This is a genomic window from Hyphococcus sp., assembly GCF_965228385.1.
GTDB lineage: Bacteria > Pseudomonadota > Alphaproteobacteria > Caulobacterales > Parvularculaceae > Hyphococcus.
The window spans coordinates 2,354,621-2,378,778 of record NZ_OZ245810.1 but is presented as its reverse complement, the minus strand read 5'-3'; the positions used below and the strand labels follow the sequence as shown (position 1 = coordinate 2,378,778).

At 54.6% G+C, this 24,158-nt stretch carries 19 protein-coding genes; 10 read left to right on the top strand and 9 right to left on the bottom strand.

Annotation, left to right across the window (positions count from 1 at the left end):
• Positions 1-360 precede the first annotated feature (360 nt).
• The 6 genes from ACQK2Q_RS11125 (at position 361) to ACQK2Q_RS11100 (ending at position 7,971) form a co-directional block, all read left to right on the top strand.
• Positions 361-1,182, top strand: coding sequence for an IclR family transcriptional regulator domain-containing protein (locus ACQK2Q_RS11125; protein WP_425409815.1), 822 nt, complete (start codon positions 361-363; stop codon positions 1,180-1,182).
• A 293-nt stretch (positions 1,183-1,475) separates the two neighbouring features.
• Positions 1,476-1,976 (top strand): nuclear transport factor 2 family protein, encoded by a 501-nt coding sequence (locus tag ACQK2Q_RS11120; protein ID WP_425409814.1) that lies wholly within the window; start codon positions 1,476-1,478, stop codon positions 1,974-1,976.
• Entirely contained in the window at positions 1,973-3,751 is a 1,779-nt protein-coding gene (locus ACQK2Q_RS11115) for an amidohydrolase (RefSeq protein ID WP_425409813.1), read from the top strand. The genes ACQK2Q_RS11120 and ACQK2Q_RS11115 overlap by 4 nt, the downstream gene beginning before the upstream one ends.
• A gap of 12 nt (positions 3,752-3,763) precedes the next feature.
• A complete protein-coding gene (locus tag ACQK2Q_RS11110) occupies positions 3,764-5,074 on the top strand; it encodes a Rieske 2Fe-2S domain-containing protein (RefSeq protein ID WP_425409812.1) in 1,311 nt (436 codons plus the stop codon).
• A gap of 144 nt (positions 5,075-5,218) precedes the next feature.
• Positions 5,219-6,592 (top strand): aspartate aminotransferase family protein, encoded by a 1,374-nt coding sequence (locus ACQK2Q_RS11105; RefSeq protein WP_425409811.1) that lies wholly within the window; start codon positions 5,219-5,221, stop codon positions 6,590-6,592.
• Between the two features lie 71 nt (positions 6,593-6,663).
• Positions 6,664-7,971, top strand: coding sequence for an NAD(P)/FAD-dependent oxidoreductase (locus ACQK2Q_RS11100; protein ID WP_425409810.1), 1,308 nt, complete (start codon positions 6,664-6,666; stop codon positions 7,969-7,971).
• Here the strand turns inward: ACQK2Q_RS11100 and ACQK2Q_RS11095 are convergent.
• Positions 7,968-9,488 carry an amidohydrolase family protein gene (locus ACQK2Q_RS11095; protein ID WP_425409809.1) on the bottom strand — a complete coding sequence of 507 codons (1,521 nt, stop codon included), beginning with the start codon at positions 9,486-9,488 and terminating at the stop codon, positions 7,968-7,970. The two genes, ACQK2Q_RS11100 and ACQK2Q_RS11095, sit on opposite strands and share 4 nt — an antisense overlap.
• Positions 9,489-9,679: 191 nt before the next feature.
• Between ACQK2Q_RS11095 and ACQK2Q_RS11090 the strand changes: the two genes are divergently transcribed.
• On the top strand, positions 9,680-10,084 hold the full coding sequence (locus ACQK2Q_RS11090) for a GlcG/HbpS family heme-binding protein (RefSeq protein ID WP_425409808.1): 405 nt from the start codon (positions 9,680-9,682) through the stop codon (positions 10,082-10,084).
• Here the strand turns inward: ACQK2Q_RS11090 and ACQK2Q_RS11085 are convergent.
• The 8 genes from ACQK2Q_RS11085 to ACQK2Q_RS11050 all read right to left on the bottom strand — a co-directional run bounded on the left by ACQK2Q_RS11085 (position 10,065) and on the right by ACQK2Q_RS11050 (position 18,936).
• Positions 10,065-10,997 (bottom strand): DUF2877 domain-containing protein, encoded by a 933-nt coding sequence (locus ACQK2Q_RS11085; protein WP_425409807.1) that lies wholly within the window; start codon positions 10,995-10,997, stop codon positions 10,065-10,067. The genes ACQK2Q_RS11090 and ACQK2Q_RS11085 overlap by 20 nt on opposite strands.
• A 12-nt stretch (positions 10,998-11,009) precedes the next feature.
• Positions 11,010-11,978 (bottom strand): ABC transporter ATP-binding protein, encoded by a 969-nt coding sequence (locus ACQK2Q_RS11080; RefSeq protein ID WP_425409806.1) that lies wholly within the window; start codon positions 11,976-11,978, stop codon positions 11,010-11,012.
• Positions 11,975-13,006, bottom strand: a complete 1,032-nt coding sequence (locus tag ACQK2Q_RS11075; protein WP_425409805.1) for an ABC transporter ATP-binding protein — start codon at positions 13,004-13,006, stop codon at positions 11,975-11,977. Before ACQK2Q_RS11075 ends, ACQK2Q_RS11080 begins: the two co-directional genes overlap by 4 nt.
• Positions 13,007-13,021: 15 nt before the next feature.
• Complete coding sequence (locus ACQK2Q_RS11070; protein WP_425409804.1) at positions 13,022-14,287, bottom strand: DUF1116 domain-containing protein; 1,266 nt, start codon at positions 14,285-14,287, stop codon at positions 13,022-13,024.
• Between the two features lie 31 nt (positions 14,288-14,318).
• A complete protein-coding gene (locus tag ACQK2Q_RS11065) occupies positions 14,319-15,569 on the bottom strand; it encodes a DUF1116 domain-containing protein (protein ID WP_425409803.1) in 1,251 nt (416 codons plus the stop codon).
• Positions 15,570-15,645: 76 nt separating this feature from the next.
• Positions 15,646-15,819 carry a hypothetical protein gene (locus ACQK2Q_RS11060; RefSeq protein WP_425409802.1) on the bottom strand — a complete coding sequence of 58 codons (174 nt, stop codon included), beginning with the start codon at positions 15,817-15,819 and terminating at the stop codon, positions 15,646-15,648.
• 12 nt (positions 15,820-15,831) lie between these two features.
• Entirely contained in the window at positions 15,832-17,379 is a 1,548-nt protein-coding gene (gene fdrA / locus ACQK2Q_RS11055) for an acyl-CoA synthetase FdrA (RefSeq protein WP_425409801.1), read from the bottom strand.
• A gap of 3 nt (positions 17,380-17,382) precedes the next feature.
• Entirely contained in the window at positions 17,383-18,936 is a 1,554-nt protein-coding gene (locus ACQK2Q_RS11050; RefSeq protein WP_425409800.1) for an ABC transporter substrate-binding protein, read from the bottom strand.
• A 303-nt stretch (positions 18,937-19,239) separates the two neighbouring features.
• On the opposite strand from ACQK2Q_RS11050, the gene ACQK2Q_RS11045 reads away from it, so the two are divergent.
• The 3 genes from ACQK2Q_RS11045 (at position 19,240) to ACQK2Q_RS11035 (ending at position 24,129) form a co-directional block, all read left to right on the top strand.
• Positions 19,240-21,816, top strand: a complete 2,577-nt coding sequence (locus ACQK2Q_RS11045; protein WP_425409799.1) for a TonB-dependent receptor — start codon at positions 19,240-19,242, stop codon at positions 21,814-21,816.
• A gap of 103 nt (positions 21,817-21,919) precedes the next feature.
• Positions 21,920-22,570, top strand: a complete 651-nt coding sequence (locus ACQK2Q_RS11040) for a cyclase family protein (protein ID WP_425409798.1) — start codon at positions 21,920-21,922, stop codon at positions 22,568-22,570.
• Positions 22,567-24,129 carry a gamma-glutamyltransferase family protein gene (locus ACQK2Q_RS11035; RefSeq protein WP_425409797.1) on the top strand — a complete coding sequence of 521 codons (1,563 nt, stop codon included), beginning with the start codon at positions 22,567-22,569 and terminating at the stop codon, positions 24,127-24,129. Before ACQK2Q_RS11040 ends, ACQK2Q_RS11035 begins: the two co-directional genes overlap by 4 nt.
• The last annotated feature ends 29 nt before the right edge of the window (positions 24,130-24,158 follow it).

The following is a 24,158-nucleotide window of genomic DNA, read 5'->3' as shown; positions in this document are numbered from 1 at the left end:
AATTGACTGCCCTTTGCGAAACCTATGTGAACATTAGTTTACAGAGAGAACATTTTACGGCAAACTATCGACAGGCGCTTTAGAACGCAAGTGTCTTGTGTGTTCTCGGGCGGCGGCAAGAAATTAAAGGGCGTTTTATTTCTTCAATCATCGCTGACCTAGTGCGGGAGCGCAATGGAATGCGGCGATGCGCGAAGGCCAGGCGCGGGAACATTCTTTCGCCTTCAAAAGGCTGCGGGTAAACCGTGGGGAAATGCTGCGGCGCAACAATCAGAGCCGGTATAGCGTAGTTATGAGTGACTTAATGGAGCGAGCGCGGTATTACCGGGTAACGGCGTTAAAAATGGATTTAACAATTCAATGGCTGGATCGGCAGTAATATCGGAGAAGAAAAAAACCGAAACGTCGAATGAGACCAAAGCTGAATCCAGATATTCAGTGGGCTCGCTCGCGCACGGTCTCAATGTAATTAAGGCGTTTGATGCGGAGCATCGCGAAATGACCCTGACGCAAGTCGCTGAACGAACCGGCATGTCGCGGGCGGGCGCCAGACGCTATTTATTGACCCTCGCTGATCTTGGCTATGTTTATCATGATGAACGCCTGTTCCGTCTGTCCCCGAAAGTGATGGAGCTGGGATACACTTATTTATCATCCGAGCCCATGACGGCGATTGTTCAGCCTTATCTTGATCAGCTCCGAGATGCGACAGGCGAAACGATAGGTCTTGCGGTGCTTGACGACGGATATATCGTGCACATCGCCCGCGCCAATTCAAAGCGCAGCTTGATGGCGCCGACACTGACGATCGGGCGGCGGTTTCCAGCTATATACACCTCTCCCGGGCGCGTGATGATTGCGCTGAAGGGAGAGACCGATGTTGAAGGATATCTTGACGTTGCGGATCCGTCCGTTAACGGGCCTTTGCGCAAAAAGGATGTCGATTCGATCCGCAAAGCGCTGAAAAAAGCCCAGCGCGATCAGTACGCCATGGTCGAGCAGGAAATCGAGATTGGCGTTCGAACGCTCGCAGTCCCCATATTTAATCAATCCCACGAGGTTGTTTCGGCCCTTAATATTCTGACGAATATCGCAAAGATAGAGAAAGAATATTTGATGAATGAATGCCTGCCCCGGATGCAGGCTGTGGCGGCGGAAATTCAACACGCTATTGTAGACTGATTTCAGCGCGGTCAATCGAAAAGGCAGGGCCCGCGCCGCCGTTTTTCGGCGGGCGTACGCCGCTGCGCCTTGCGGCCTGATGGGGCTTTGGCCGCAGCCGAAAAATGTTCGCAATATGAATACTTGTTCTTTATGAGAATTTTGTGTATGGAAGATTTGAAGGCGGCGGGGTGCTGCACAACCCCGCTTGCAGAGTGACGGCGCCGCCGGTCTTCTATTCTGGCCGGAAATACGGCCTCGCTGTGGTAACCATCACGTAAACGCCCGGTCCGGGCGCAAGCATGGAGCATCTTATGAAGCTTTTTAAACTTGCAACGACGCCGGTCATGCTGGTGATGATGGTGCTGGGTGCGAAAGCCAATGCGGAAACATCGACGGCGGAAATGGTGCGGGCATGCACAGGCCTCAATCATGATTACGCCATAGCGCGAGATACCGCCGATGCGGATGCATTTGCCGGGCTGTTTACGGAAGATGCAGTGTTTACAATGCAGGGGCAGACCTTTGCCGGGCGCGAAAAAATTCTTGAGCGGCTGAAGCCGGGCGCATCTGCAAATTTTGCGCGCTTGTTGATCAACACCGTTCAGATCAAGCCCACCTCAGGCGATACCGCGTCGGGCGTCACCTACTTTACCATGTTCATGGCGGCGGAAGGAAATGAGCCCGACCTGCCGGTAACCGATTTTATTGTTTTCATGGGCGAGTATCATGACAAATATTTGATGACGGGCGAGGGCTGCAAAATTACGGATCGTAAGACCGTGCCAATGTTCTCGGGCGCTCTCAGGCCATGATCAGCAATCTCAAAAAGACTGTTTCGCAACTGTTTCTGGCCGTGTTTTCGGCATGTCTTGCTGCTTGCGCGCATGACCGTCCGGCGGCGCCAAGCGAAATTGCCGACAAGATTTTCTTTAACGGCAAAATCGTTACGATGGATGATGAGTTTTCCATCGTTTCAGCGCTTGCAGTAAAAGACGGCCGCGTCGCAGCGGTTGGTAATGATGAAACGATCCGGGCGATGTCAGGCGCCCGCACGGAACGCATCGATCTCGCGGGGCGGATGATGCTGCCGGGTCTTATCGACTCGCACATGCATCCGAACCAGGCGGCGGTGTCCGAAATTGACCATTCTATTCCCGACATGGCGTCAATCGACGATGTGCTGGCTTATGTACGCGCACGGGCGGCCGTTTTGCCGGATGGCGAATGGATTTGGGTGCGTACGGTGCATCCCGACCGGCTGAAGGAGCGGCGATACCCCACGCGTGCGGAGCTGGACGCGGCGGCGCCCAATCATCCGGTCGGATACGCAGCCTATATTTATTTTCCAAAAGCGTCGTTCAACAGCGCTGCGCTGGCGCTCATGGGCGTCGATAAGGATTTTGTCGCGGATAATCCTGACGATATCGAGCGCGATCCGGTTTCAGGTGAGCCAACAGGCCTGATTCGCCATCATACGCGGTACGCGCCTGACGCCGGGTCGGTTGATGAAACAACGGACTTGCAGAAAGCGTCGCTCTTCCGGGAGATGATGACAATCTACAATTCAACGGGACTGACGACTATCAGCGACCGCAAAGCCACCCGCGAATGGATGGATGTCTATGAACAATTGGACAGCGATAGCGCATTGACCGTTCGGTTATCCATGATGGGCGAGTTGAATACGTCAAAAGACCGTCAGATTTCAAAAATCCAGCAGGACATACGCGCCCTGGCCGATCGCGCAGAGGGATTAAACAGTCCCAACCTGCAACTCATCGGTGTAAAGACTTTTCTGGACGGCGGAATAACGAGCGGCACGGCTTATTTGCTGGAGCCCTGGGGGGAAAGTGATCTATACGCAATCGAAGACGCCGATTATCGCGGTAATCTGAATTTATCCGGAGAGCGTCTGGAACAAATCATCGAGGCGACAGCGCGCGCAGGACTTCAGTATACCGGTCATACGGTCGGCGATGGCGCGGTGACGGAACTGGTGCGCGCATATAAAGCTGTCAGCAAGCGTGCACCGCTTCGCCAGACCCGTCCCTCGTTGACGCACGCCAATTTCATGACGCCCGATGTGATTGAGACGATGTCCGATGTCGGTATCGTCGCCGATATACAGCCGGCGTGGTTTTACCTTGATGGCGCCATGATGGTCGAACAGCTTGGAAAAGACCGGATGCGGTATTTCCAGCCGCTGAATACACTGTTTGGTAAAGGCGTCATGATTGGAGGCGGATCGGATCATTGGCATCGTCTGGACCCGGACACAGCGGTCAATCCGTTTAATCCGTTTCTGAGCATGTGGATCACGATGGCGCGCACGCCGCGCTTCTTTAATGAGCAGACGCTTTTTCCGGAAGAGGCGCTGACGCGCCGTGAGGCGTTGCGGATGTATACGACGAACAATGCATTTCTTCTGTTCAGGGAGAATGAGATTGGCAGTCTCGAAGCGGGAAAATTCGCCGATCTTATCGTTGTCGATCGCGATGTGCTCGAATGCAGTCTGGAAGACTTTCGCAACACGCGCGTTGTTCAGACTTATTTGAACGGCGATCTGGTTTATACGTTGAGTGAATAAGAGTGACACTGGATGATTAGCGAACAGGAAAACCGTCAGCTTACAGAAATTCAACCGGGCGCCCCCGCCGGCGCCGTTTTGAGAAACTATTGGCAGCCGGCGGCGCTGGTTGAAGAGTTAAACCCGGAACGGCCCATTGCGCCCGTCACGCTTCTTGGCGAAGAGCTCACGCTGTTTCGCAAAGCGGATGGTTCGTACGGGCTGATCGGCCGCCATTGCCCGCATCGCGGCGCTGACCTTTGTTTTGGACGGCTTGAAAGCGAGGGGCTGCGTTGTCCATTTCATGGCTGGCTTTTCAACGAAGAGGGGCGATGCCTCGACCAGCCCGCCGAACCTGAAACCAGCCGGTTTCGCGAAGGTTTATCGCATACGGCTTATCCGTGCGTCGAAGCGAGCGGCGTCATCTTTGCCTATCTTGGCGAAGGCGACCCGCCCCCCATGCCGAAATTTGACTGTTTCGAAGCGCCGGCGTCGCATACATTTGCATTTAAAGGATGGTGGGAATGCAACTGGCTGCAAGCGCTTGAAGTCGGGATTGATCCTGCACACGCCTCTTTTCTTCACCGGTTCTTCGAGGATGAAAGTCCGGAAGACTCCTATGGCAAGCAGTTTCGCTCAGGGGCGGCGGGCACGAACATACCCATGACGAAAATACTGCGCGATTTTGATCGCCCGAATATCGATCTTGAGGAAACGCAGTATGGATTTCGACTATGCACGACACGCGAAATCGATCCGCAAACCGTACACTATCGAATTACCAACATGCTCTTCCCAAACGCCATCGCGATTCCGATGAGCGATGAAATGACGATCACCCAATGGCATGTGCCGATCGATAATGAAAATTGTTACTGGTATTCCATTTTCACAAGCTTCGCCGGTCCGGTGAACCGTGATTTAATGCGAGCCCAGCGCCTGAAGGAGCATACATTGCCGGACTACCGGCCGGTCAAAAATAAATCCAACAATTACGGCTTTGACGCGGAAGAACAAAAGACTCAAACCTATACGGGCATGGGTTTTGATATCAATGTGCACGATCAATGGGCGGTTGAGTCTCTCGGGCCCATACAGGATCGGACGCGCGAGCATCTCGGAAAATCCGACATCGGCATCAAGCGCTACAGGCGCATATTGAAACAGGCAATGCAGGCGTCAGCGCCTGAGGATATGCCGTGCCGCCCCGATAATGAGTCGGCCTCTAAATTGACAGGTCCGGTGGCGATTGATGCTCTGGGCGCGGCGCGCGATCCGGAATGCTGGAAACGGCTTGATGAGGAAAGGCGGAAGGGCAAAAGCTGGGCTGAGACTGTTCAGTAGACCAAACAAAAAATGTTATTTTCTGACGGTACTCTTTTTTTCCGCAGCGGGAACGCCTGCTGACCTTTCCTGGCGATGGTTTTGATTTAGATGGCGGGCGCAATTATTCGCGTTCGAATTTGAGTGAGATTTGGAGATTTATTAATGTCATCTGTTGCAGATCTGAAAAAAACAGCGCTGGACCATATCTGGTTTCACGTAACGCCGCCGCAGACGCTTCGTTCCGAAAAAGGCATGATGCTGTTTAAGGAAGGCAAGGGGTGCTATCTTACCGATGTCGATGACAATGTTTATCTGGACGCATTTTCCGGCGGCGCTTTCGTAACAAGTATTGGTCATGGACGCGAAGAGGTCGGCCAGGCTTATGCTGAGCAGGCGGGCAAAGTGGCGTATGTAACGCCGTATAATTTCGCGGCTGAACCCACTGTGGCGCTCGCGGAAAAGCTTAGCGAGCTGGCGCCGGGCGACCTCAATCGCGTCTTTTTCACTTCCGGCGGCTCTGAAGCGGTAGAGACCGCCATGAAAATCGCCAAGCAGTATCACTGGTTCAATGGCGATCAGAAGCGCACGAAAGTGATCAGCCGCCGCGGCTCCTATCATGGGTCGACATTTTACGCCATGAGTATTACCGGCGCCAGCCACGAATATAACAACAAGATATTTTCGCCGCTTGTCCCGGGCTGTCTTCAGGTTCCCTGGCACAATTGCTATCGCTGCGAATACAATCTCTCTTATCCAAGCTGCAATGTGCTCTGTGTAGAGATGATAGAAAAGACGATCCTGCATGAAGGCCCTGAAACGATCGCCGCCATTATTGCCGAACCCATACCGTCGGCCGCGTCGATATATTTGCCTGTAGACGAGTATTTGCCGCGTCTTCGTGAAATTGCAGACAAATACGGAATTTTGCTGATTATAGACGAGGTTATCAACGGATTTGGCCGCACCGGAAAAATGTTTGCATGCGAACATTGGGGCGTCACGCCAGACATCATGACCATGGCGAAGGGACTGACCAGCGGATACGCGCCCATGGGCGCCGCTATCGCCGGGCCCAAAATTACCGAACGCTTCGAATCTCGCGGCGGGCGCGAAGCCGGCTTAAACCATGTGATCAGTTTCGGGGGGCACGCCGCGTCAGCCGCTGCGGCCCTTAAAAATATCGAGATCATCGAAACGGAAAACATGGTGCAAAATTCCGCCGACATGGGCGCGTATCTTTTGGAAGGCCTGCAGGAATTGAAGAAATATCCCATCGTCGGCGATGTGCGCGGCCTGGGACTGCTCGCCGCTGTAGAGCTGGTTCGCGACAAGAAAACGCGCCAACCGTTTGGTCCCGAAGATCAGATGCCAGCCCGGTTTAACGGTCATTTGATGGACCTTGGCGTTCTGGCGCGGACATATCAGGTCGTGGAATTCGGGCCGCCGCTATGCGCCGGAAAGGCCGAAATCGAAAAGATTGTCGACGCCACGGAGCGAACAGTGAAGTGGTTCTGTGACGAAGTCGGCATCCATTAATCGATGTACGGAAGAAATTTCGCGCCGCCAAACTTACTTTTGCGCCGGCGAACATGAAATGAGCGAAACTTATGAGTAAGACCGTAGTAATTGTCGGGGCTGGCGTGATTGGATGTGCGATCGCGCTGCAGCTTGGCCGCAAAGGCTACAAGACGATCAATGTCGACAAAAACCCGGAGGTTGGATACGGCTCGACAAGCAATTCCTGCGCTGTTGTCCGATTCTCCTATTCCAGTATCGCCACGACTGCGCTCGCTTATGAGGGGTATCATTATTGGAAAGACTGGGAGAACTTTCTTGGCGTCAATGATGAGCGCGGGCTCGCAGAATATCATCAATGCGGTCATCTCATGCTCAAACACAGCCCGGATGACCGTATTCACGTACTTAAATTTTATGAAGAGCTCGGCATTCCTTATGAAGAATGGGATAACGCAACGATCAGTGAACGGTTGCCTGTCTTTAACCTAAACAAATGCGGCCCGGTCGTGCCTGTCGACGATCCGGAATTCTGGGAGGAATCTTCCGCGAATGGCGAAATTGCGGGAGGTGTTTTCGTGCCGGCTGCCGGCTATATCGGCGACCCCTCCCTTGCAACACACAATCTGCGGCGCGCTGTCGAAGCGGCCGGCGGCGTATTCAAACTCGGCCGGCGCGTTGTTGGCGTAAACCGCAGCGACAAGGGCGTGTCGAGCGTAGAGCTTGATGACGGTGAAAAGATTGCAGCGGACGTCGTCGTCAATGCGGCGGGGCCGTATTCCGGGAAGATCAACGAAATGGCGGGCGTGCTGGACGGCATGGCCATAAAAACCAAAGCGCTCCGTCGCGAAGTGCACCATTTGCCAAGCCCGCCGGATTTCGATTTTGAACGCAAAGGCGTAATGACCTCCGATGACGATCTCTATCTCTATTTCCGGCCCGAGACAGGAAATAAAGTTACGATCGGGTCGGGGGACCCGCCTTGTGATCCGCAGGTCTGGGTTGACGATCCGGACGACTTTGATCGGGGATTTACTGAGAGTCAGTGGAACGCCCAGGTCTATCGCGCCGCACGCCGCATCCCTGAATTACCGATCCCCAATAATGCGGCTGGCGTTGTGGATCTGTACGATGTTTCGGATGACTGGATTCCGATCTATGACTGTTCGGACCTGCCGGGTTATTATATGGCCGTGGGCACGAGCGGGCATCAGTTCAAGAATGCAGGCGTCGTCGGCGATTTAATGGCTGAATTGATCGATGCTTGCGAAAATGGTCTCGACCACGATCAGGAACCGCTGCAATATGAGTGTACCTACATCGATCAGAAGATTGATCTCGGTGTTTTTTCGCGTCGGCGGAAAATACATCGCGAAAGCAGCTTTTCGGTACGCGGTTAAGGGTTTCTGCCGGCGTGTTTTTGTATGAACGGGTTAAGCGCGCGAACGAATTTAACTAAAGTGTGATTTTTGCGGCTTTTCGCTTCGGCTTCCAGCACTAGATCCGCATGCAGCCGCGCGCTGTCAATCTTTTTATGGCGGCCCTTTTCGACAATGAGTTCACCGCCGACAAATACGAGATCGACGCCATAGCGGGGATCATCGTCAAATAAATTCTGGATAGACGGGCCTGCGCTGCGTTTATATTCCTGTCCAGGCCGCGGCGCGTAAACAACGATATCCGCCTGTTTGCCGATTTGAAGAGAGCCGATTGATTCGTTCATGCCGATGGCGCGCGCGCCGCCAGCCGCAGACATTTGCAATAGCGTTGTTTTCGGAATTGATGACGAATCTGCTGCGTGATTTGCGTGCATGTCATAGGCGAACCGGATTTCACGCAGCATGTCGCCGTCATCATGATACGACATGCTATCAAGGCCAAGCCCTATATTGACGCCGGTTTTCAACATCTCGCCGATGGGCGCAACGCCGTTCTGCAAACGCATATTGGAGCCGGGACAGTGGATGATCGATACGTCTGCTTCGGCAAGCCGTTCCCAATCTTGGCGCGTGGTGAAAACGCCATGGGCGCATGAAAGCTTTGGAAGCAGCAATCCCGCATCGTGCATATATTCCACGGCGGAACGTCCATAACGCGCATCAGCGGCGTCGCGTTGAAACGCGCTTTCCAGAAGGTGTGTTTGTAAACCTAAACCCAATGATTGCGCGAGCCCCCAGATCTGTTCAAGCAAAGCATCAGTACACCAATGCACCGAAACAGGCCCCATCATGACCGAAGCCCGATCAAAATCGGTTTGCGCCGACCAGGACCGGACAAGGCTCTCATAATCCTGAAACGCCAGCGCTTTGCGTGAGGAAAGAAAGGTCTCAGCCTGTTTTCGCAGATCTTCCGGCAAATGGTGTAGTATGTCGCCAATCAATTTGCTGACGATGCTCTGGTCCATTGTGCTCATGGCCACGACGGCGCGGGCGCCGGCTTGCCGGGCGCCCTTCATGACGGATCTCAGATTTTCGTCATAGCGGGTCGCATCCGGCTGGTAGAAGCTGTTCACCACGGTCGTGACGCCGGCTTCAAGCATCTGGCAGTGGGCGAGGGCGCTGACGCGTTCAGGATCGAGATCAGGCATGCGCATTAAATCGATAATCCATGCCTCAAGACGATCATCTGAAACGCCGAGGCTACGGCATGACGGCGCGCGGACATGGTCGTGCGCATTGATAAAGCCCGGCAGGATCAGATGATTTTCAGAACCGTAGAAGTCCTCGGGATTAAAGCGGCGCCGCAATTCAGTATAATCGCCTATGGCGATAATGCGATCCTGCTCAATACACAGAGCGCCGTTCTGTATAACGAGCGGGCCGCCGGATCCGTTTTCATGTTCATCCGGCAGGACCATCGCGCCTTGCACTAATGCGCGGCAGGACGCAGGCTCGTTTGCAATTTTGGATGCGTTCATGGCGCGCACCGTTTTTCAGCTTCGGCACAGGCAAAATCCGGACTGCGCTGCGAACCCGTTAAGCGTGTTTTCCACTTTTCTAAAAGTGCAAATTTTGATAGCTTACCGGAAACTGTCCATAAAATTGCAGTGTGCGGAAAGATTTCGTTTGACGTGATTGCGTGCACAGTAATGAACCCTGGAGATTGATTTTGCCAATCAGTTTGACTGAAGCCAAGCAGGCCGTCGAGGCGGCAATTCGCAAAGCCGAAGAACTCGATGTCTTGATCAGTGTCGCCGTGTGCGATGAAGGCGGCCATTTGCTGGCCTTTTCGAGAATGGACGGCGCGGGATGGGCTGGCGTTTATGGCGCGCAAGGCAAAGCGGTGGCCTCTGCTGCGACCGGGGCGCCGAGCGGGCGCATTCCGCCAGATCTGACGGTGATGCGCCGGATCAATGAACTGGCGGGCGATAGAATGATATATGCCCAGGGGGCGGCGCCCATCCGCCTGGAGGGCCGTGTGGTCGGTGCAATCGGGACCGGCGGCGCCAGTGCGGAACAGGATGAAATTTGCGCTTTGGCGGGCGCCGACGCCATTATGAAGACACACGGCTAACCGGTTCCATTCTTTCAAGCATCCAGAGAAATCCGGCCAGGCTGTCGGCGCCGGACGTGGCGCCGTGCGACAACACGCCGGTGACCGCTGATTCGATTAAAGCCCGGTCTCGTAATATGAGGCTCGCGATAAACCGCCGCCAGCTCATGGAACAATGTCCCATGGCGGCTTCTCGTAATAGTGCTGCTGACAAGGTTGTCGTTCGTTGGGCCATGATTTCCGCCGGCGGCTTGCATAATTTCGCCGCGTCATCATGCGAAAACCAGACAGCCATCATCACGCCGCACAAGAAATCATCACCGGCCGGCGTTAATCCGCCGCCCAGGCCGGCCAGTTTATCAGCGCCGGCGGCGAGCGTGTCTTTTAACGATGTGGCGCTTATCTGGCGCAGCTGCTGGAATACGCTCGTAAAGCGCATTGTCAGCGCGTCTGTCTCCGCGGCGCCGGCTGACGGCCTTGAAGGTGAGAGGAAATCCAGAAGCGTGGCGTGGCTGACGCGCGAATTCGCCTGACGCAATATTTCTGTGCGTAAATCCAATGCGTATCCTGTCGCCGCTCTGGCCTTTTGCCAATCCGGCGCCGGGTTCCAGCGCGCGGCGCCGGCAATGGAGACGATAACGCCGGGCAATTCCAATCGATCTTCTTTATAGATTACTGAAGCCCCAGCGGCGATATTCCTTTCCCGGATTAAATTAAACGCATCAAGCAGAATGTTCAGCGGGCCGTCTTCAACACTCGCATCTGCGAGTGTGACGACGATAGGGGATAGAGCTTCCGGGTTAGCTTCAGGTTTCAATGCAAGCGTGCATGTCCGCGTATGGTGATGGAGGACAACGCCCTGCAGAACCGCGCCGTTCAGCCGGTCGGAGACGGAATTGCTGACAGAAATCGCATTGATCACCGTCCGTTTCATTTCCCGTTGCCCTTACTGCACGTGAATGCACGCGACATGGTGGCCCGGGGCGACCTCGCGCAAGGCTGGTGAATCATGACGGCATTCATCGGTAACGAGGGGGCAACGATTGGCGAATACGCATCCCGTCAGCGGTATGTCCCGGTCTTTCGCCGTAACACTCGCGCTGACGGTTTTGCGCCCGGCCCTTGGATCGGGCGTTGGCACCGCCGACAGAAGCAATTGCGTATAAGGGTGGCGAGGATTTTTATATAGCGAATCGCGATCTGCGATTTCGACGATCTTGCCTGCATACATGGCGGCGATGCGGTGCGATAAATGTTTAACAACAGCAAGATCGTGCGCGATAAACAAATAGGTGAGATCAAGTTCTTCCTGCAGGTCGGACAGCAGATTGATAATTTGCGCCTGTACAGAAACATCAAGCGCTGCGATGGCCTCATCGCAAATTATAAAATCCGGATTGACTGCAATAGCGCGCGCGATGCCCACCCGTTGCCGCTGGCCGCCTGAAAATTCATGCGGATATCGATTGGCCAGCTTGCGGCTGAGGCCGACCGTTTCCAGTATCTCGGCCGTCTTTTGACTGATTTCGCGTGCGGCGGCCATGCCGTGAATCACCAGCGGCTCGCCGATAATCTGCCCGATCGTCATGCGCGGGTTGAGGCTGGTGAAGGGATCCTGAAATATCATCTGCATGCGCCGTCGTAATTTGCGCATGTCTTTTGGCGATAATGATGAGAGATCTATACCGTCAAAATACACCTTGCCGCTTGTCGCCGGCTGCAACTGCAAGATAGCGCGTGCGAGCGTGGACTTGCCGCAACCGGATTCACCCACGAGCGAGAATGTTTCGCCTTTTTTTATGTCGAAGGTCGCGTGATCAACAGCCCTTATCGTTTTTGGTTTTTTTGCAGAAAAGACGCCGCCGCCTTGACGGAAGTGAACACCCAAATCCGACACACTAACAAGCACGCTCATGAGAATTTGTTCCGGGCGGCGGCGCGTGAAACGCCTTCAGGCGTATCCGCAATTATCGGGTTCCAGCAGGCGGCTTTATGGCCGGGACTGTGAGATTCCAGACTGGGCCGCTCTGTCTTGCACCGCTCAACCGCGCGGGGGCAACGCGGCTCAAAGGCGCAACCGACCGGCAAATTTGTCAGATCCGGCGGCAGTCCTTTAATGGCCGACAGGCGGGCCGCTGGCTCCTGATCGATACGCGGCAAAGACTTCAATAATCCATCTGTATAAGGGTGGCGCGGCGACAAAAAGAGCGTTTGCGTATCGGATTCTTCAACAATATTGCCCGCATAAAGCACGATAACGCGATCGGCGAACCCGGCGATTACGCTGAGGTCATGGGTAATCCAGATAATCGACATGCTGTTGTCGCGCTGCAGGTTTTTGACGAGTTCAACAATTTGGGCCTGCACGGTTACGTCGAGCGCTGTAGTAGGCTCGTCGGCGATAAAAAGTTCAGGCTCGCAGGCGAGCGCGATAGCGATCATCACACGCTGGCGCATGCCTCCGGACATTTCGTGAGGGTAGCTCTTTAATCGCGACGCGGCGTCCGGAATGCCGACCAGATTCAAAAGTTCGACGGCGCGCCGCCGGGCTTGTTTTGCATCAACATTCCGGTGTGTCCGCAAGACTTCGGCAATCTGATCGCCGATCGTCAATAACGGATTAAGAGAACTCAGAGGATCTTGGAACGCCATGGCGATCCTGTCGCCGCGCAATTTGCGTAGTTGTGCGCCGGATAAGCTAAGAAGATCGATATCGCCAAAACGCATGATGTCGGCGGTTCTCTGACCGGGCGGCGACGGGATCAAGTCCAGAATGGACAAAGCGCAACAACTTTTCCCGCTTCCGCTTTCGCCAACGATAGCGAGCGTTTCGCCCGGCTGCACATGGAATGAAACGCCGGAGAGAGCCGCAACAGCGCCCGCGCGCGTGTCGAACCTTACAGCGAGCTTTTCTATTTCCAGCAACACAGAATTTTTATCCATACTCGCTGCGATCCATTACGCATATCGCTCGGAAAAGGCGCGCAGCGCCTTTTTAAAACAATCGATGGGCGCCTGCGTTTGCCCTGCGCCCACAACGCCGCCCTTTTTGTGGGCGATTGCGGTGTCAATGACAGGCGTTATCCCTGTGCGAATGACTTTTCTGATATCCGTCGCTGCCGGCGCCGGCGCAAAGTCAAGATTGGGGATGCGATAGTCGTCAATCGGCCCTGTTGTTATCTCACGCATTTCTTCAGTAATACGTTTGGCGCGGACGAATGAGCCGCTGACAAATTGCTGAAGCGCCGGCGCCGCAGCCTGCACATAACCGCCAAGTCCGACTGTTTCCATGATCGCGCTGTCTCCCATATCGGGCACCACGTCATCATCGTTCCATTCTGACGAAAAAAGCAAACCGTTGACCTTGTTGGCCGGCGCGACAAACCATTGATCGCCCAGTCCGCTGACCCGGATGCCGAAATCGACGCCGTTTCTGCAGAACGTCGTCACCACAGTGCTGTGCGATACGTTTTTCATCGCTTCGGCCGCCGATTTTCCGGCCGCCATAGAAATGCACAGCGAGAACTGTTCCGCTGCGACAAGATAGGAAAGGCTGTCCCGAACCATTGACGCATCAAATTTGCTCTGCATCAACCATGGCGCCAGGCCCGTCAGCAGAAGAAGGCTGCTGGCGCTGTTCCGATTGTGGCATTCGTCACCCATTTGCAGGGCTTTTGCGGTAACGGCTCTTACATCCAGCCCGCCCTTGGCGCGGATCGCATCCTGCAGCACCGGCCCCAGAACTTCGGAAAGCCAACGCCATTGTTTTGCAGCTTCGCGATCATAAGCATCACGACTAGGCAATTGACCGCGCGGCCCCTGAAACAATTGAGAACAGCCGACGGCGCCGGTTTTTTCGCAGCGAACCATGGCTAGCGGCGTCGACGCGCTGGTGATGCCGGCCATACCGCCAACGGCGCCAAACTCATGACAGGGCGCCAGTCTGATTGCCCCGGCTTGAATAGCGCGGCCAGCTTCAGCGGTGTCTTTTGCGAGACCTTCAAAGACGGCGGCGTGCGCTACGCCGTTGCGTTGCGGTTCGCACATTCTTTCCCATTCTATGGGCGGACCGGCGTGCAGAATTGTATCGCGCGTCATGTTGGGAAGCGCTTCGATGGCAGGCTGAACATCGAACCAGACGGGCCGGCTTTCATTAAGCTTGTTCAGGACAATTTTGTTGGCCTGGTCGATCCTGTCGCGCAGCGCTTGGCTTTTTTCAGTCATTGAATTTCCAACATTCAGCGGCGGGGGCGCGTTAGCTGGCGTAGCGCGATGAAAACGCTTTGAGGGCGGATTCAAAACATCCCATAGGCGCGCGCACCTGCCCGGCGCCGATCAATCCCTGTTCGCGATGCGTGATCGCCGTATCGATGAGGGGGGGAACGCCGGTCTTAACGACCTTGCGAATATCAATGCCAACCGGCGCCGGGGCGAAATCGAGCGTCGGTATCTGAATATCGGGATTGGCGCCGATACAGATTGTCGCCATTTGCTGCGTGTTCGCGATGGCGTCCCGCATGGAGCCATTTACATAAGACTGTACGGTCGGGGCGGCGGCTTGGATAAAACCCCCAAGCCCGGCTGTTTCGGTGATTGCGCTGTCGCCAAGATCGGGCGCGGCGTCTTCCGGTCCCCATTCGGAACGGAAAAACAAACCGTCAACGTTATTTGCCGGCGCCGTGTACCATTCATCGCCAAGCCCTGACACGCGTATGCCGAATTCAACACCGTTGCGCGCCATCGCCGTAACCATTGTGCTGTATTCAACGTTGGCGGCTGCATCCAGCATCGCCTTAACGCCGGCCATGATGCCATGCAGGAAAAACTGGTCGGCTTCCGTCAGAAATTGTACACATTGCGTGAGAGCCTTGCGATCCTCGCATGTGTCATAAAGCGCCACGGCGATTTCATTAAAGAAGAGGCTGTTGGTCGCAATGCTCCGGTTATGACATTCGTCGCCCATCTGCACCGCTTTCGCGATCAGGTTTTTGATGTCGACGCCATCCACGGCTTTCACTGCTTTTTGTAACACCGGCGCAAGGGTTTCCGCCTGCCAATGCATATGCGCGGCGATTTTATCATCATAGCTGCCCCATTTCAGGAGCTGAAGACCGCCGCCTTCCGAAAGACAACTGAACGCCCGATTGCCATGCGCCAGATTGTCGACAACCAGCATCGGCGTCGACGCGGAGGTAATACCCGTTCCGGCGCCCACCGTATCGTGATGGTGACACGGCTCAATCAGAATATCGCCAGCTTCGATCATTGCTTGCGCGTCTGTTGCGTTGTCCGCCAGGCCTTCCCACAGAACAGCGCCGATCACGCCATGGCGGTGCGGGCCGCACATATCAGCCCACGCGACCGGCGGCGCGGAATGCAGCACCATGTTTTTTTTCATACCGGGCACGACGTCCAGGGCCGGGCGCACATCGACGAGGGTGGGGCGCCCGGTCAGAAACAGATCCAATGCTTTTTTATTCGCTTGTTCGATTTTGTCTTTCAGCATCGGACTTTTTCTCCGTAAGTTTTTTTGAATGTGTAAGTCAATGTTTTGCGGCGCAACTGGCGGTGCGGCGCGGCGGTTACAAAAGATCGTCCAGAATGTCCTTCAGATCGTCCTCCAGTTGAACGGGCGGTTGCCAGGCGACATGCGCCACCTCGGCCGATTGATCTTCCAGAGCGTCAGCGAAAAGCTCCAACCCGATATTGATGACATTTGGAGCGGCCGCGAGCAGTGACCTTTCAGGTTTGGGCATAATTCATACTCCCTATGCTGGCGCAATCTGTTGCAGAATTCGTTTTGCCACCGCCACAGCTTCCGCGTTACTGGCGGCGACAATAACGCCGGCCGCCGCAAGCTGGGACAATTGCCGCTCGAAATCCTGCGGGTCCTGCTTCGTACCGCAGATGCTCGCCACAAAAATCAGATGGCGGTCGCCGGCGGCGGCTTGCTCTCGCGCTTTGGAGATTGTCCGGCAAAGATCGCCGGACGGGTCGGGATGCGCGCCAAACCCAAGCACAACATCAAAGAGAATAACCGCGACGCTTTCATCCGCGGCTTCCTGCAGAAGGCGTTGGTTGCGCTGTTCCGGGTCTATCATGGGATGCGCCCGGCCTTGTGTGAAAAAATCTTCGCCAAGATCAAGCAGTGTGTTGTCGCGGCTATGGGCGGGGTCGCTCAACAGGTTTGCCGGATCTGTTGCAATATTGGAATAAATTGTTGTCTGGCTTTGCAGCGTCAGCATGGCCTCATAACACAGCGTGCCGCCAGCGTATAAACCCCGCAAGCTTTTCTGAACGGGCGCCAGCTTTTCAATTTCGCCAAGCGCTATTTCAAAAAGCGCGTCCTCTGCGGCGTTCGACTCGGTCTTAATCTCGACGCCTGCTTTTACAACCGCTTCAATAGCAGCGCTGCAAAGGGTTTTTGTGAAGGTCAAATTCTCCGCAACTTCCGAAGGGCGATCCATGCCCAGAAAATTCACAATTACCGGTTTTTTACATTGGCCCGCCGCTGTCAGAACCGTTTTACCCACGGACGGGTTTGGCGGTTTCGATGTCAGGACGATGACTTCTGTGGCGTCATCTTCAGCAAGCATTTTCAAAGCCTGCAACATCGACATTCCGCCAATTTCAGACTTCGCGTCCCGGCCGCCAACCCCGATGGCGTGAGAAACGCCGCCACCGCGCCGGTCAATTTGCGTTGTTATTTCCTGTAGACCGGTGCCGGATGCGCCGATGAGGCCAATATTGCCCCGGCGCACGGCATTGGCGAAGCCGAGCCCGCAACCGCTGATAATCGCTGTGCCGCAATCGGGGCCCATCAGCAACAGACCGTTCGCACGCGCTTGTTGCTTCAGCGCCAGCTCATCTTCAATGGAAACATTATCGCTGAACAACATTACGTTCAGGCCCAGATCAAGCGCGTTTCTGGCTTCCTCAACGGCATATTCTCCCGGTACGGATATTAATGCAATATTGGCGCCCGCATTTTCCTTTAAAGCTGCATCGAGCGAGCGATATTCCTGCCGGTTTCCGCCTGCTGCGCCCTTCGCAAGCACTTCGTCAGCGAGCGCGAGAGCAGACTCAGCGGCTTTATCATCATCCGCCATAACGGCGATGACCAAATCGTCGCGGGCGGCGTTTGCAACGGCGTCATCGGACATACCGGCTGCGGCGAGTATTTTTTTATTGTTGTCGGTCGCCATCATTAATATGGCTTCCTTGACGCCGGGATGGCGGCGAACCTGCTGTGAGGCCTGCATCAATCGAACGGAGTCGTGATACTCGCCTTTGCGAATTGTGACGCGGGAGGCCATGACTTAACTGTTTCCTTGCGCGCTGGTCTTGGCGGGATCGTCAATTGTTATGTCGTGAACAAGCGGATAGGCGCCGATTGCGTCAAACTTAACGCCCTGTACGCCGTTACGGGCGGCGACAATATTCGTATTGCAGTGAAGCGGCGCAATCAGCGCTTCGTCCATGACTATCTCTTGCGCCTGCTTGTACAGCGGAATGTAGTCCGCTGGCGCAATCGCCGCTTCTGCTTTTTCCAGCAGAGCGTCAAATCCCGGCGCATGATCCGCCTCGCGTTTACTCCAGCCATAGCCAGCCGGGCCGCTGTGCCGCGAATGATAGACAAAACTCAGCAATTGCGCGGAGCTTCCATATTTGCCTTGCGGGATAAGATGGTGATCGCCTTTCATTCCAGCTTTGATCCAGTCCTGCGGATTCAGTAAGCAGACTTCAACGTGTACGCCTACATCGCCAAGCTGGCGCGTAACAATTTTTCCAAATTCCGGATAGAAATTGACCGGCAAAGCATAAAAAGAAACGCTCAATGAAACGCCGTCTTTTTCGCGCATTCCGGTTGATTGGTTTGCGCGCCACCCCGCCTCGTCAAGAAGCTTTTGCGCTTTTACCGGGTCAAAATCATACTTGTTTTTGACCTCTGGCGAAAATCCAAGCGTAAATTGCGAAACCGGTCCGTAGGAACGCTCGAACTCATCGTGAAAGACTTCCTCAACGAGCGCATCCTGATCGATAGCGTAATTGATGGCCTGGCGAACTTTTATATCATCGGTCGGCGCACGTTTAATATTCATCATCAGTGAAACGGGTACGCCGCGTATGGGCCATGTTTCTACATAATAGCGCGGATCATCGCGTAAACGCTGCGCGGCGTCGGGCGGCACATAAAACACAGCATCCACGCTGTTGTTTTCAAGCGCTTGGGCGCGCTCTTCGCCATCGCTCAGAAAAGTAAAAACGAGTTCGTCGAAATGCGCCGGGCCTTTGTTATCGACAAGGGGCGGACCCCAATTATATGCCGGATTGCGCTTTAAAGTGATGGTCTCACCGGCGTTCCAGCGTTCAAATATGAAAGGGCCTGTTCCCACCGGAGCGCGGGCAAAATCGGCGCCGAGACTTTCTACCGCGGCCGGGGAGACCGGCGCCAGCCAGCCCTGGCTCAAGGCGTCGAGTAACAATCCATATGGGCGAGTAAGTTCTACGCAGAGCGTATAATCATCTAACGCCGTAGCATTTTTGAATGGCCCCAGCATGGCGCGCGCCAATTGCGATTTGTTGGCGGGGTCAAATGCCCGTTCCAGTGAAAACGCCGCCGCCGCAGCGTTGAAAGGTTCGCCATCATGGAATTTTACATCGCGGCGCAGCTTAAAGGTGTACGTGCATTCATCAGTGGAGATCTCAAAAGTATCGGCGAGGCCCGGCAAATAATCGCCGTCAGGCGTTCTGTTTACGAGCGTGTCGAACACTGCATTTGTCATCTGCAAGGCAAGTTCCGCCGAGCCGATATGCGGGTCAACGCCAGATGGTTCATAGTGTACGCCTATGTTCAGCTTAGTGATGGTCATTCTGAACGTTCCTGATTCCTGGGCCATAAATCTCGAATGCAATTCGAATTTTTCCGCATTGCCGCATTCCACGCCAGTGGTTTTTGGGCAACTGGCTGTAAAAAGTTCGTATTATGCACACTTGTTCATATGATGAATGCGTGGTAGCGTAAAAATGTCTCGTACACAAGTCGCGATAAGCTTCGCGTGAAAAAACAAACGCATGAAGTTCTTAAAGTAGATTTGAAGTAGGGCAGGACACGATGCTTGCGACGATGACAGTGCGATCCGACGGCGAAACGCCAACTACATAGGGGATACCTAATGAACCATCGTTTTTTTGTGCACAATAAAACTCTCAGCTTACGAACTGCGCTGCTCGGCGCTGTCAGCGGCATCGCATGCGCTGGCGCGCACCCTGCATTTGCCCAGGAGACTACGCAGGCTTCTGAGCCCACCGGCGACAGACTGGTCGTTGTGGCCCGTAAGCGTGAAGAAAACCTGTTTGAAGTCCCTGTGGCGGTCACGGCCTTTTCTGACGAACAGTTGCAGGCGGCGGGCATGAATTCGCTCGTGCAGATTGTTGAATTCACGCCAGGCGTACAATTTGAAAATAACAGCGTCGCCAACCCTGGCCGTATTTATACGGATATTCGCTTTCGCGGTCTCGGCAATGAGTTGGTGGAGCCTTTCGCCCAAGTAGGCTCTATTTTTCTCGACGGCGTTCCGATTGTAGGCGGCTCTTCCAGCATCGGCACCCAGAACATTGAAAGGGTGGAGGTTGTCAAAGGCCCGTCTTCAGCGCTTTTCGGCCGCAGCACCTTCGCCGGCGCCATCAACTATATTTCAAAAACGCCAAGTCTTACGGAATTTAGCGGAACGGCTGCGCTGGAATTCGCGCAGGATTCCACGCATACCGTTTCGCTCGGCGTGGAAGGGCCGATCATACAAGACTTTTTGAGTGCAAGGCTGTTCATTCAGGATTACAGCACAGGCGGACAATATCGCAGTTCATCTGACGGCGGCGCGCTCGGCGAGGAAAGCACGCGCACCTATATGGGAACGCTCTACGCGGAGCCGACGCCCAATTTATCGATGAAGTTTCGCGGCATGTACGCCGTTGACGATGACGGGCCGGCGGCTTCCGTACATCTTGGCAACGCAAGTTCCCGTCGCGGGGCGGGGCCGAATGTAGCGAACTGTTTTGCGCAAAACCCGTCGCTCGCTACCGCGCTGAAAAGAAATGTGCCAGGCACCAGCCTGACAGATTTTATCTGCGGCGAAGTGCCGATCGTAAATCTGACAGACAGCAATACGCAAATCTCGTCGGATGTCATTTTGCCGTATTTCGACTTGGTCGATGCTTCGGATGTTTACCCGACGCTGACGGAATTCGGGCTTGAGCGTGAACAGATTCGCGCCGCCTTCTTTATCGATTACGATATCAACGGACACACGATCAGTTCCGTATCAAGTTTTGACGACGAACGGGTAACCAACATTCGCGATCTCGATGATTCCGGCGTTGAAAACTGGATCAATTACGATCTTTTCCGCAACAAAAGCTTCTTCCAGGAGCTCCGGATAACGTCACCGAGCGATCAGCGGTTTACCTGGATGCTGGGCGGCGGTTACTTTAACGGCAAGAATTTCGGTTACTATCTCAATGGCGGCGAATCGGTTGTCGCCTATGACGGCGGGATGACGGCGCCGGTCGCCTTCGATCTCGATACGACATTCGGCGTTCCCGCTGACGGCATTTGCCCATGCGGCTTCAACGGCTTTAATCCGCCGCCAGTCAGTCAGAACGAAACGTTCAGCGTTTTTGGCGCACTGGGTTACGATTTCACCGAATGGCTGGGACTGGATTTTGAATGGCGCTATCAGTGGGACGATCTCACTCAGCGCGATGCAGGGCGAACTTCAATCCTGCCGCCGACCGAACCCTTTGCAACGGGAAATGGCACGGAACTTGGCGCCACGTTTAAAAATTTCCTGCCGCGCGTGACGATACAATTATTGCCGACGCCAACGACGAACTTCTGGGCGACCTATTCAAAAGGCAACAATCCGGGTTTCTTTAATTCGCGATTTGCGAGCTTCACCCAGGAAGAATTGGACCTCAATCCTGACTTCGTTCAGAACGCCTCCCTTTTCCTGGACGAAGAAGAGATCGAGAACTGGGAGATCGGCTGGCGTCAGTCTCTCCTTAATGGAAACGCCACATTTTCCGTCGTCGCTTACATGATGGACTGGACAAACCAGAAAACGCGTACAGGCGTTCTGTTCAATACGCCGGGCGGCGGCCAGCAGGTCAGTACCGCGGCGGTGCAAGGCTTCAGCACGGATTTGATGGGCGTCGAATTTGAAGGCTCGGCGCGGCTGACGGATGTCATTACACTCGCCGGTCAGTTCACGTATTCTGATGCGGAATTCAAGAATTTCGAATGCGGGTTCACTGATGATTACGCGCCTGCAAACGCGGACGGAATTGTCGATTGTAGCGGCAATACGCCATTACAATTCCCGAAATGGAGCAGCTCCTTTTCATTATCTTTCCTAGATGATTTGCCGTTCTCAGATCGCAGCGACTGGAGCTGGTTCGGGCGTCTGGATGGTATTTACACCGGCAAGCAGTTCACCGACGAGCAGAACTTTTCCTTTATAGGGTCGAGCTGGTTATTTAATCTGCGCGGCGGCGTTCAGCGGGACAATATCCGGTTTGAATTGTTCGTCACCAATTTGTTCAACGAAGATCAATATCTGGCCGGCGGCCGCACAAGCGATTTCAGTGCTGACACCGGTTCGATTTTCCCGTTTGAATTCAGCGACAATCAAAGCCTGACGCTGATCCCTGCGAAACAACGCCAGTTCGGCGCGCGAACCGTCATCGACTTCTGATACGATTGCCGTATCGAAGCCTACTCAAGGCGAAACTACCGATATTTCGGCGGTTTCGCCTTAAATTACCGCGGCTCTGACTTGAAAAGGAAAGTTTCAACTAATGATCATTCATGACATCTCGATCAATATTGAAGAAGACATGATTTACTGGTGGGAAGGAAAAAAGCCGGAAATGCGTTCTGTCTTCAAGATTTCCGAAGGCGCTCCTTCCGAAGTGACGAGATGGCTTCTGGGCTCGCATACGGGAACGCACATCGACGCCCCGCGTCATTTTATTGAAGACGGCGACACAGTTGAAAAATTACCGCTTGATATTTTTGTAGGTCCGGCGCGTGTTGTGGATGCGACGACGGCGGATGACGCGCAAATTGACGCCGCGATGGTCGAGAAAGCAAATCTCAACGGCGCCACCCGCGTACTGTTTAAAACCTCGAATTCCACGAAACTTTTAACGCAAAAAGATTACAAACCTGATTTTGTCGGTATTACGGCTGACGGCGCGCAGGCTCTTGTTGACGCAGGCGTCAAGTTTGTCGCGACGGACTATGTCACCGTAGAAGCGCCCGATCAGTGTAAAGAATGGCCGACACATCATATTCTTTGCGGCAACGGCGTAATCATTCTGGAGAACGCCGATCTCGCGAAAATCGAGGATGGCGAATATTTCCTTTGCTGCTTGCCGATCAAGCTGAAAGGCTCTGAAGGCGCGCCGGCCCGCACAGTCCTTATCGAAGGAATCGAGTGTAAATGAATGCAAAAGGAGGCATAGCGACGCCTCATGCGGCGGCGACCGAAGCCGGGATTCGCATTCTCGAAGCGGGCGGCAATGCAATCGATGCAGCGATCAGCGCTGCGGCGGTGTTGACCGTCATATACCCTCATCAATGTGCAATTGGCGGCGACTTGTTTGCGCTTGTCCATGACCGGCGCGGGAAAACAACGAGCGTTAATGGCTCGGGCGTACTGCCTGCAGGCGTTGATGTTGAAAGTTTGCGCGCGGCGGGTGATGAAGTTCCTTCAAACGGCGTTCATTCCATCACCATTCCCGGCATGGTGGCGGGATGGAAAGACATTGCCGGCCTCGGCGCGGTTTTATCGCCGGCTGAACAGCTCGAAACCGCAATCACGCTTGCAGAAAACGGCGCTGAAATCTCACCTTCTCTGGCGCGCGGCATCCAATCTCAATCAGCACAAATCGAAACCGATGCAGGCCTTGGCGCCGTGTTTATGGACGGCGGCGCTCACAAGAAAGCCGGAGATCGATTCAGACAGCCCGCGCTGGCCTCAACGCTTCAATCGCTGGCGTCCGACGGTTTTGACGCATTTTACAACGGGCCCGTTGCTGAAAATCTTGTCAATGGTTTGCAGTCTCTCGGGGCGGCTGTCACGGTGGAAGATTTTCGCGTTCACGCCAGTAAAATGACAGCGCCATTACAACTGGATTTAGCGGATCTGACTTTCCTCACATCCCCGCCCAATTCCCAGGGTATTGTCTTGCTGGAGACCATTGCCGCACTCGACTCCATCGGCATAGGACAAGCGGAAATTATCGAGCGGCCGGATTTTTTATTGGCGGCGAGCATCATCGCAGCCGGCGATCGCGATCTATATCTTGGCGATCCCGATTATACGGATGTGCCGCTCGATAAATTGCTTGATAAATCCACGCTCAAAGCGCGTTTCATTGAAGCATTGAATGCAAGTGAAATTACACTCAGGGACGCAGCGCCCGCGCATGGCGATACGGTTTCAATTTGCGCCATGGATGCGCAAGGCAACGCCGTTTCCCTGATCCAGAGCGTCTATCAGACGTTCGGCGCAGGCATTCTTGAGCCGGAAACCGGCGTCATCATGCACAATCGCGCCCGGGGGTTTTCGTTGGAGAAGGGCGCGCCGAATGAAATGAAGCCGGGCGCGCGCCCGGCGCATACGTTGACGCCGCTGCTGGTGCTGCGAGAAGGAACGATTGCGGCTTCAATCGGTACAATGGGCGGGCGGGCTCAACCGCAAATTCTGGCGCAAATTTTACCCGGCGTCTTGAACGCCGATCGCAACCTCTGTGATGTTCTGGCGGCGCCGAGATGGGTGTTCGGCGGAGCGGATATCGGTTTTGACCGCGTCATGACCGCTATCGAACGCGACGCGCCTGACGCCTGGGACGCACAGCTTGAACGCGCAGGCCTGCCAATAGAAATCGTTAGTGCGCGAGATGATCGAATGGGCCATTCAAACGCAGTCAGGCGCCGCCGCGGGGGCGGTTTCGAAAGCGCGTCGGATGTCCGCTCGGACGGCGTCGGCCTGACATGCTGAACCCGCGCGCGCCTCTAATTGGCGCGTCA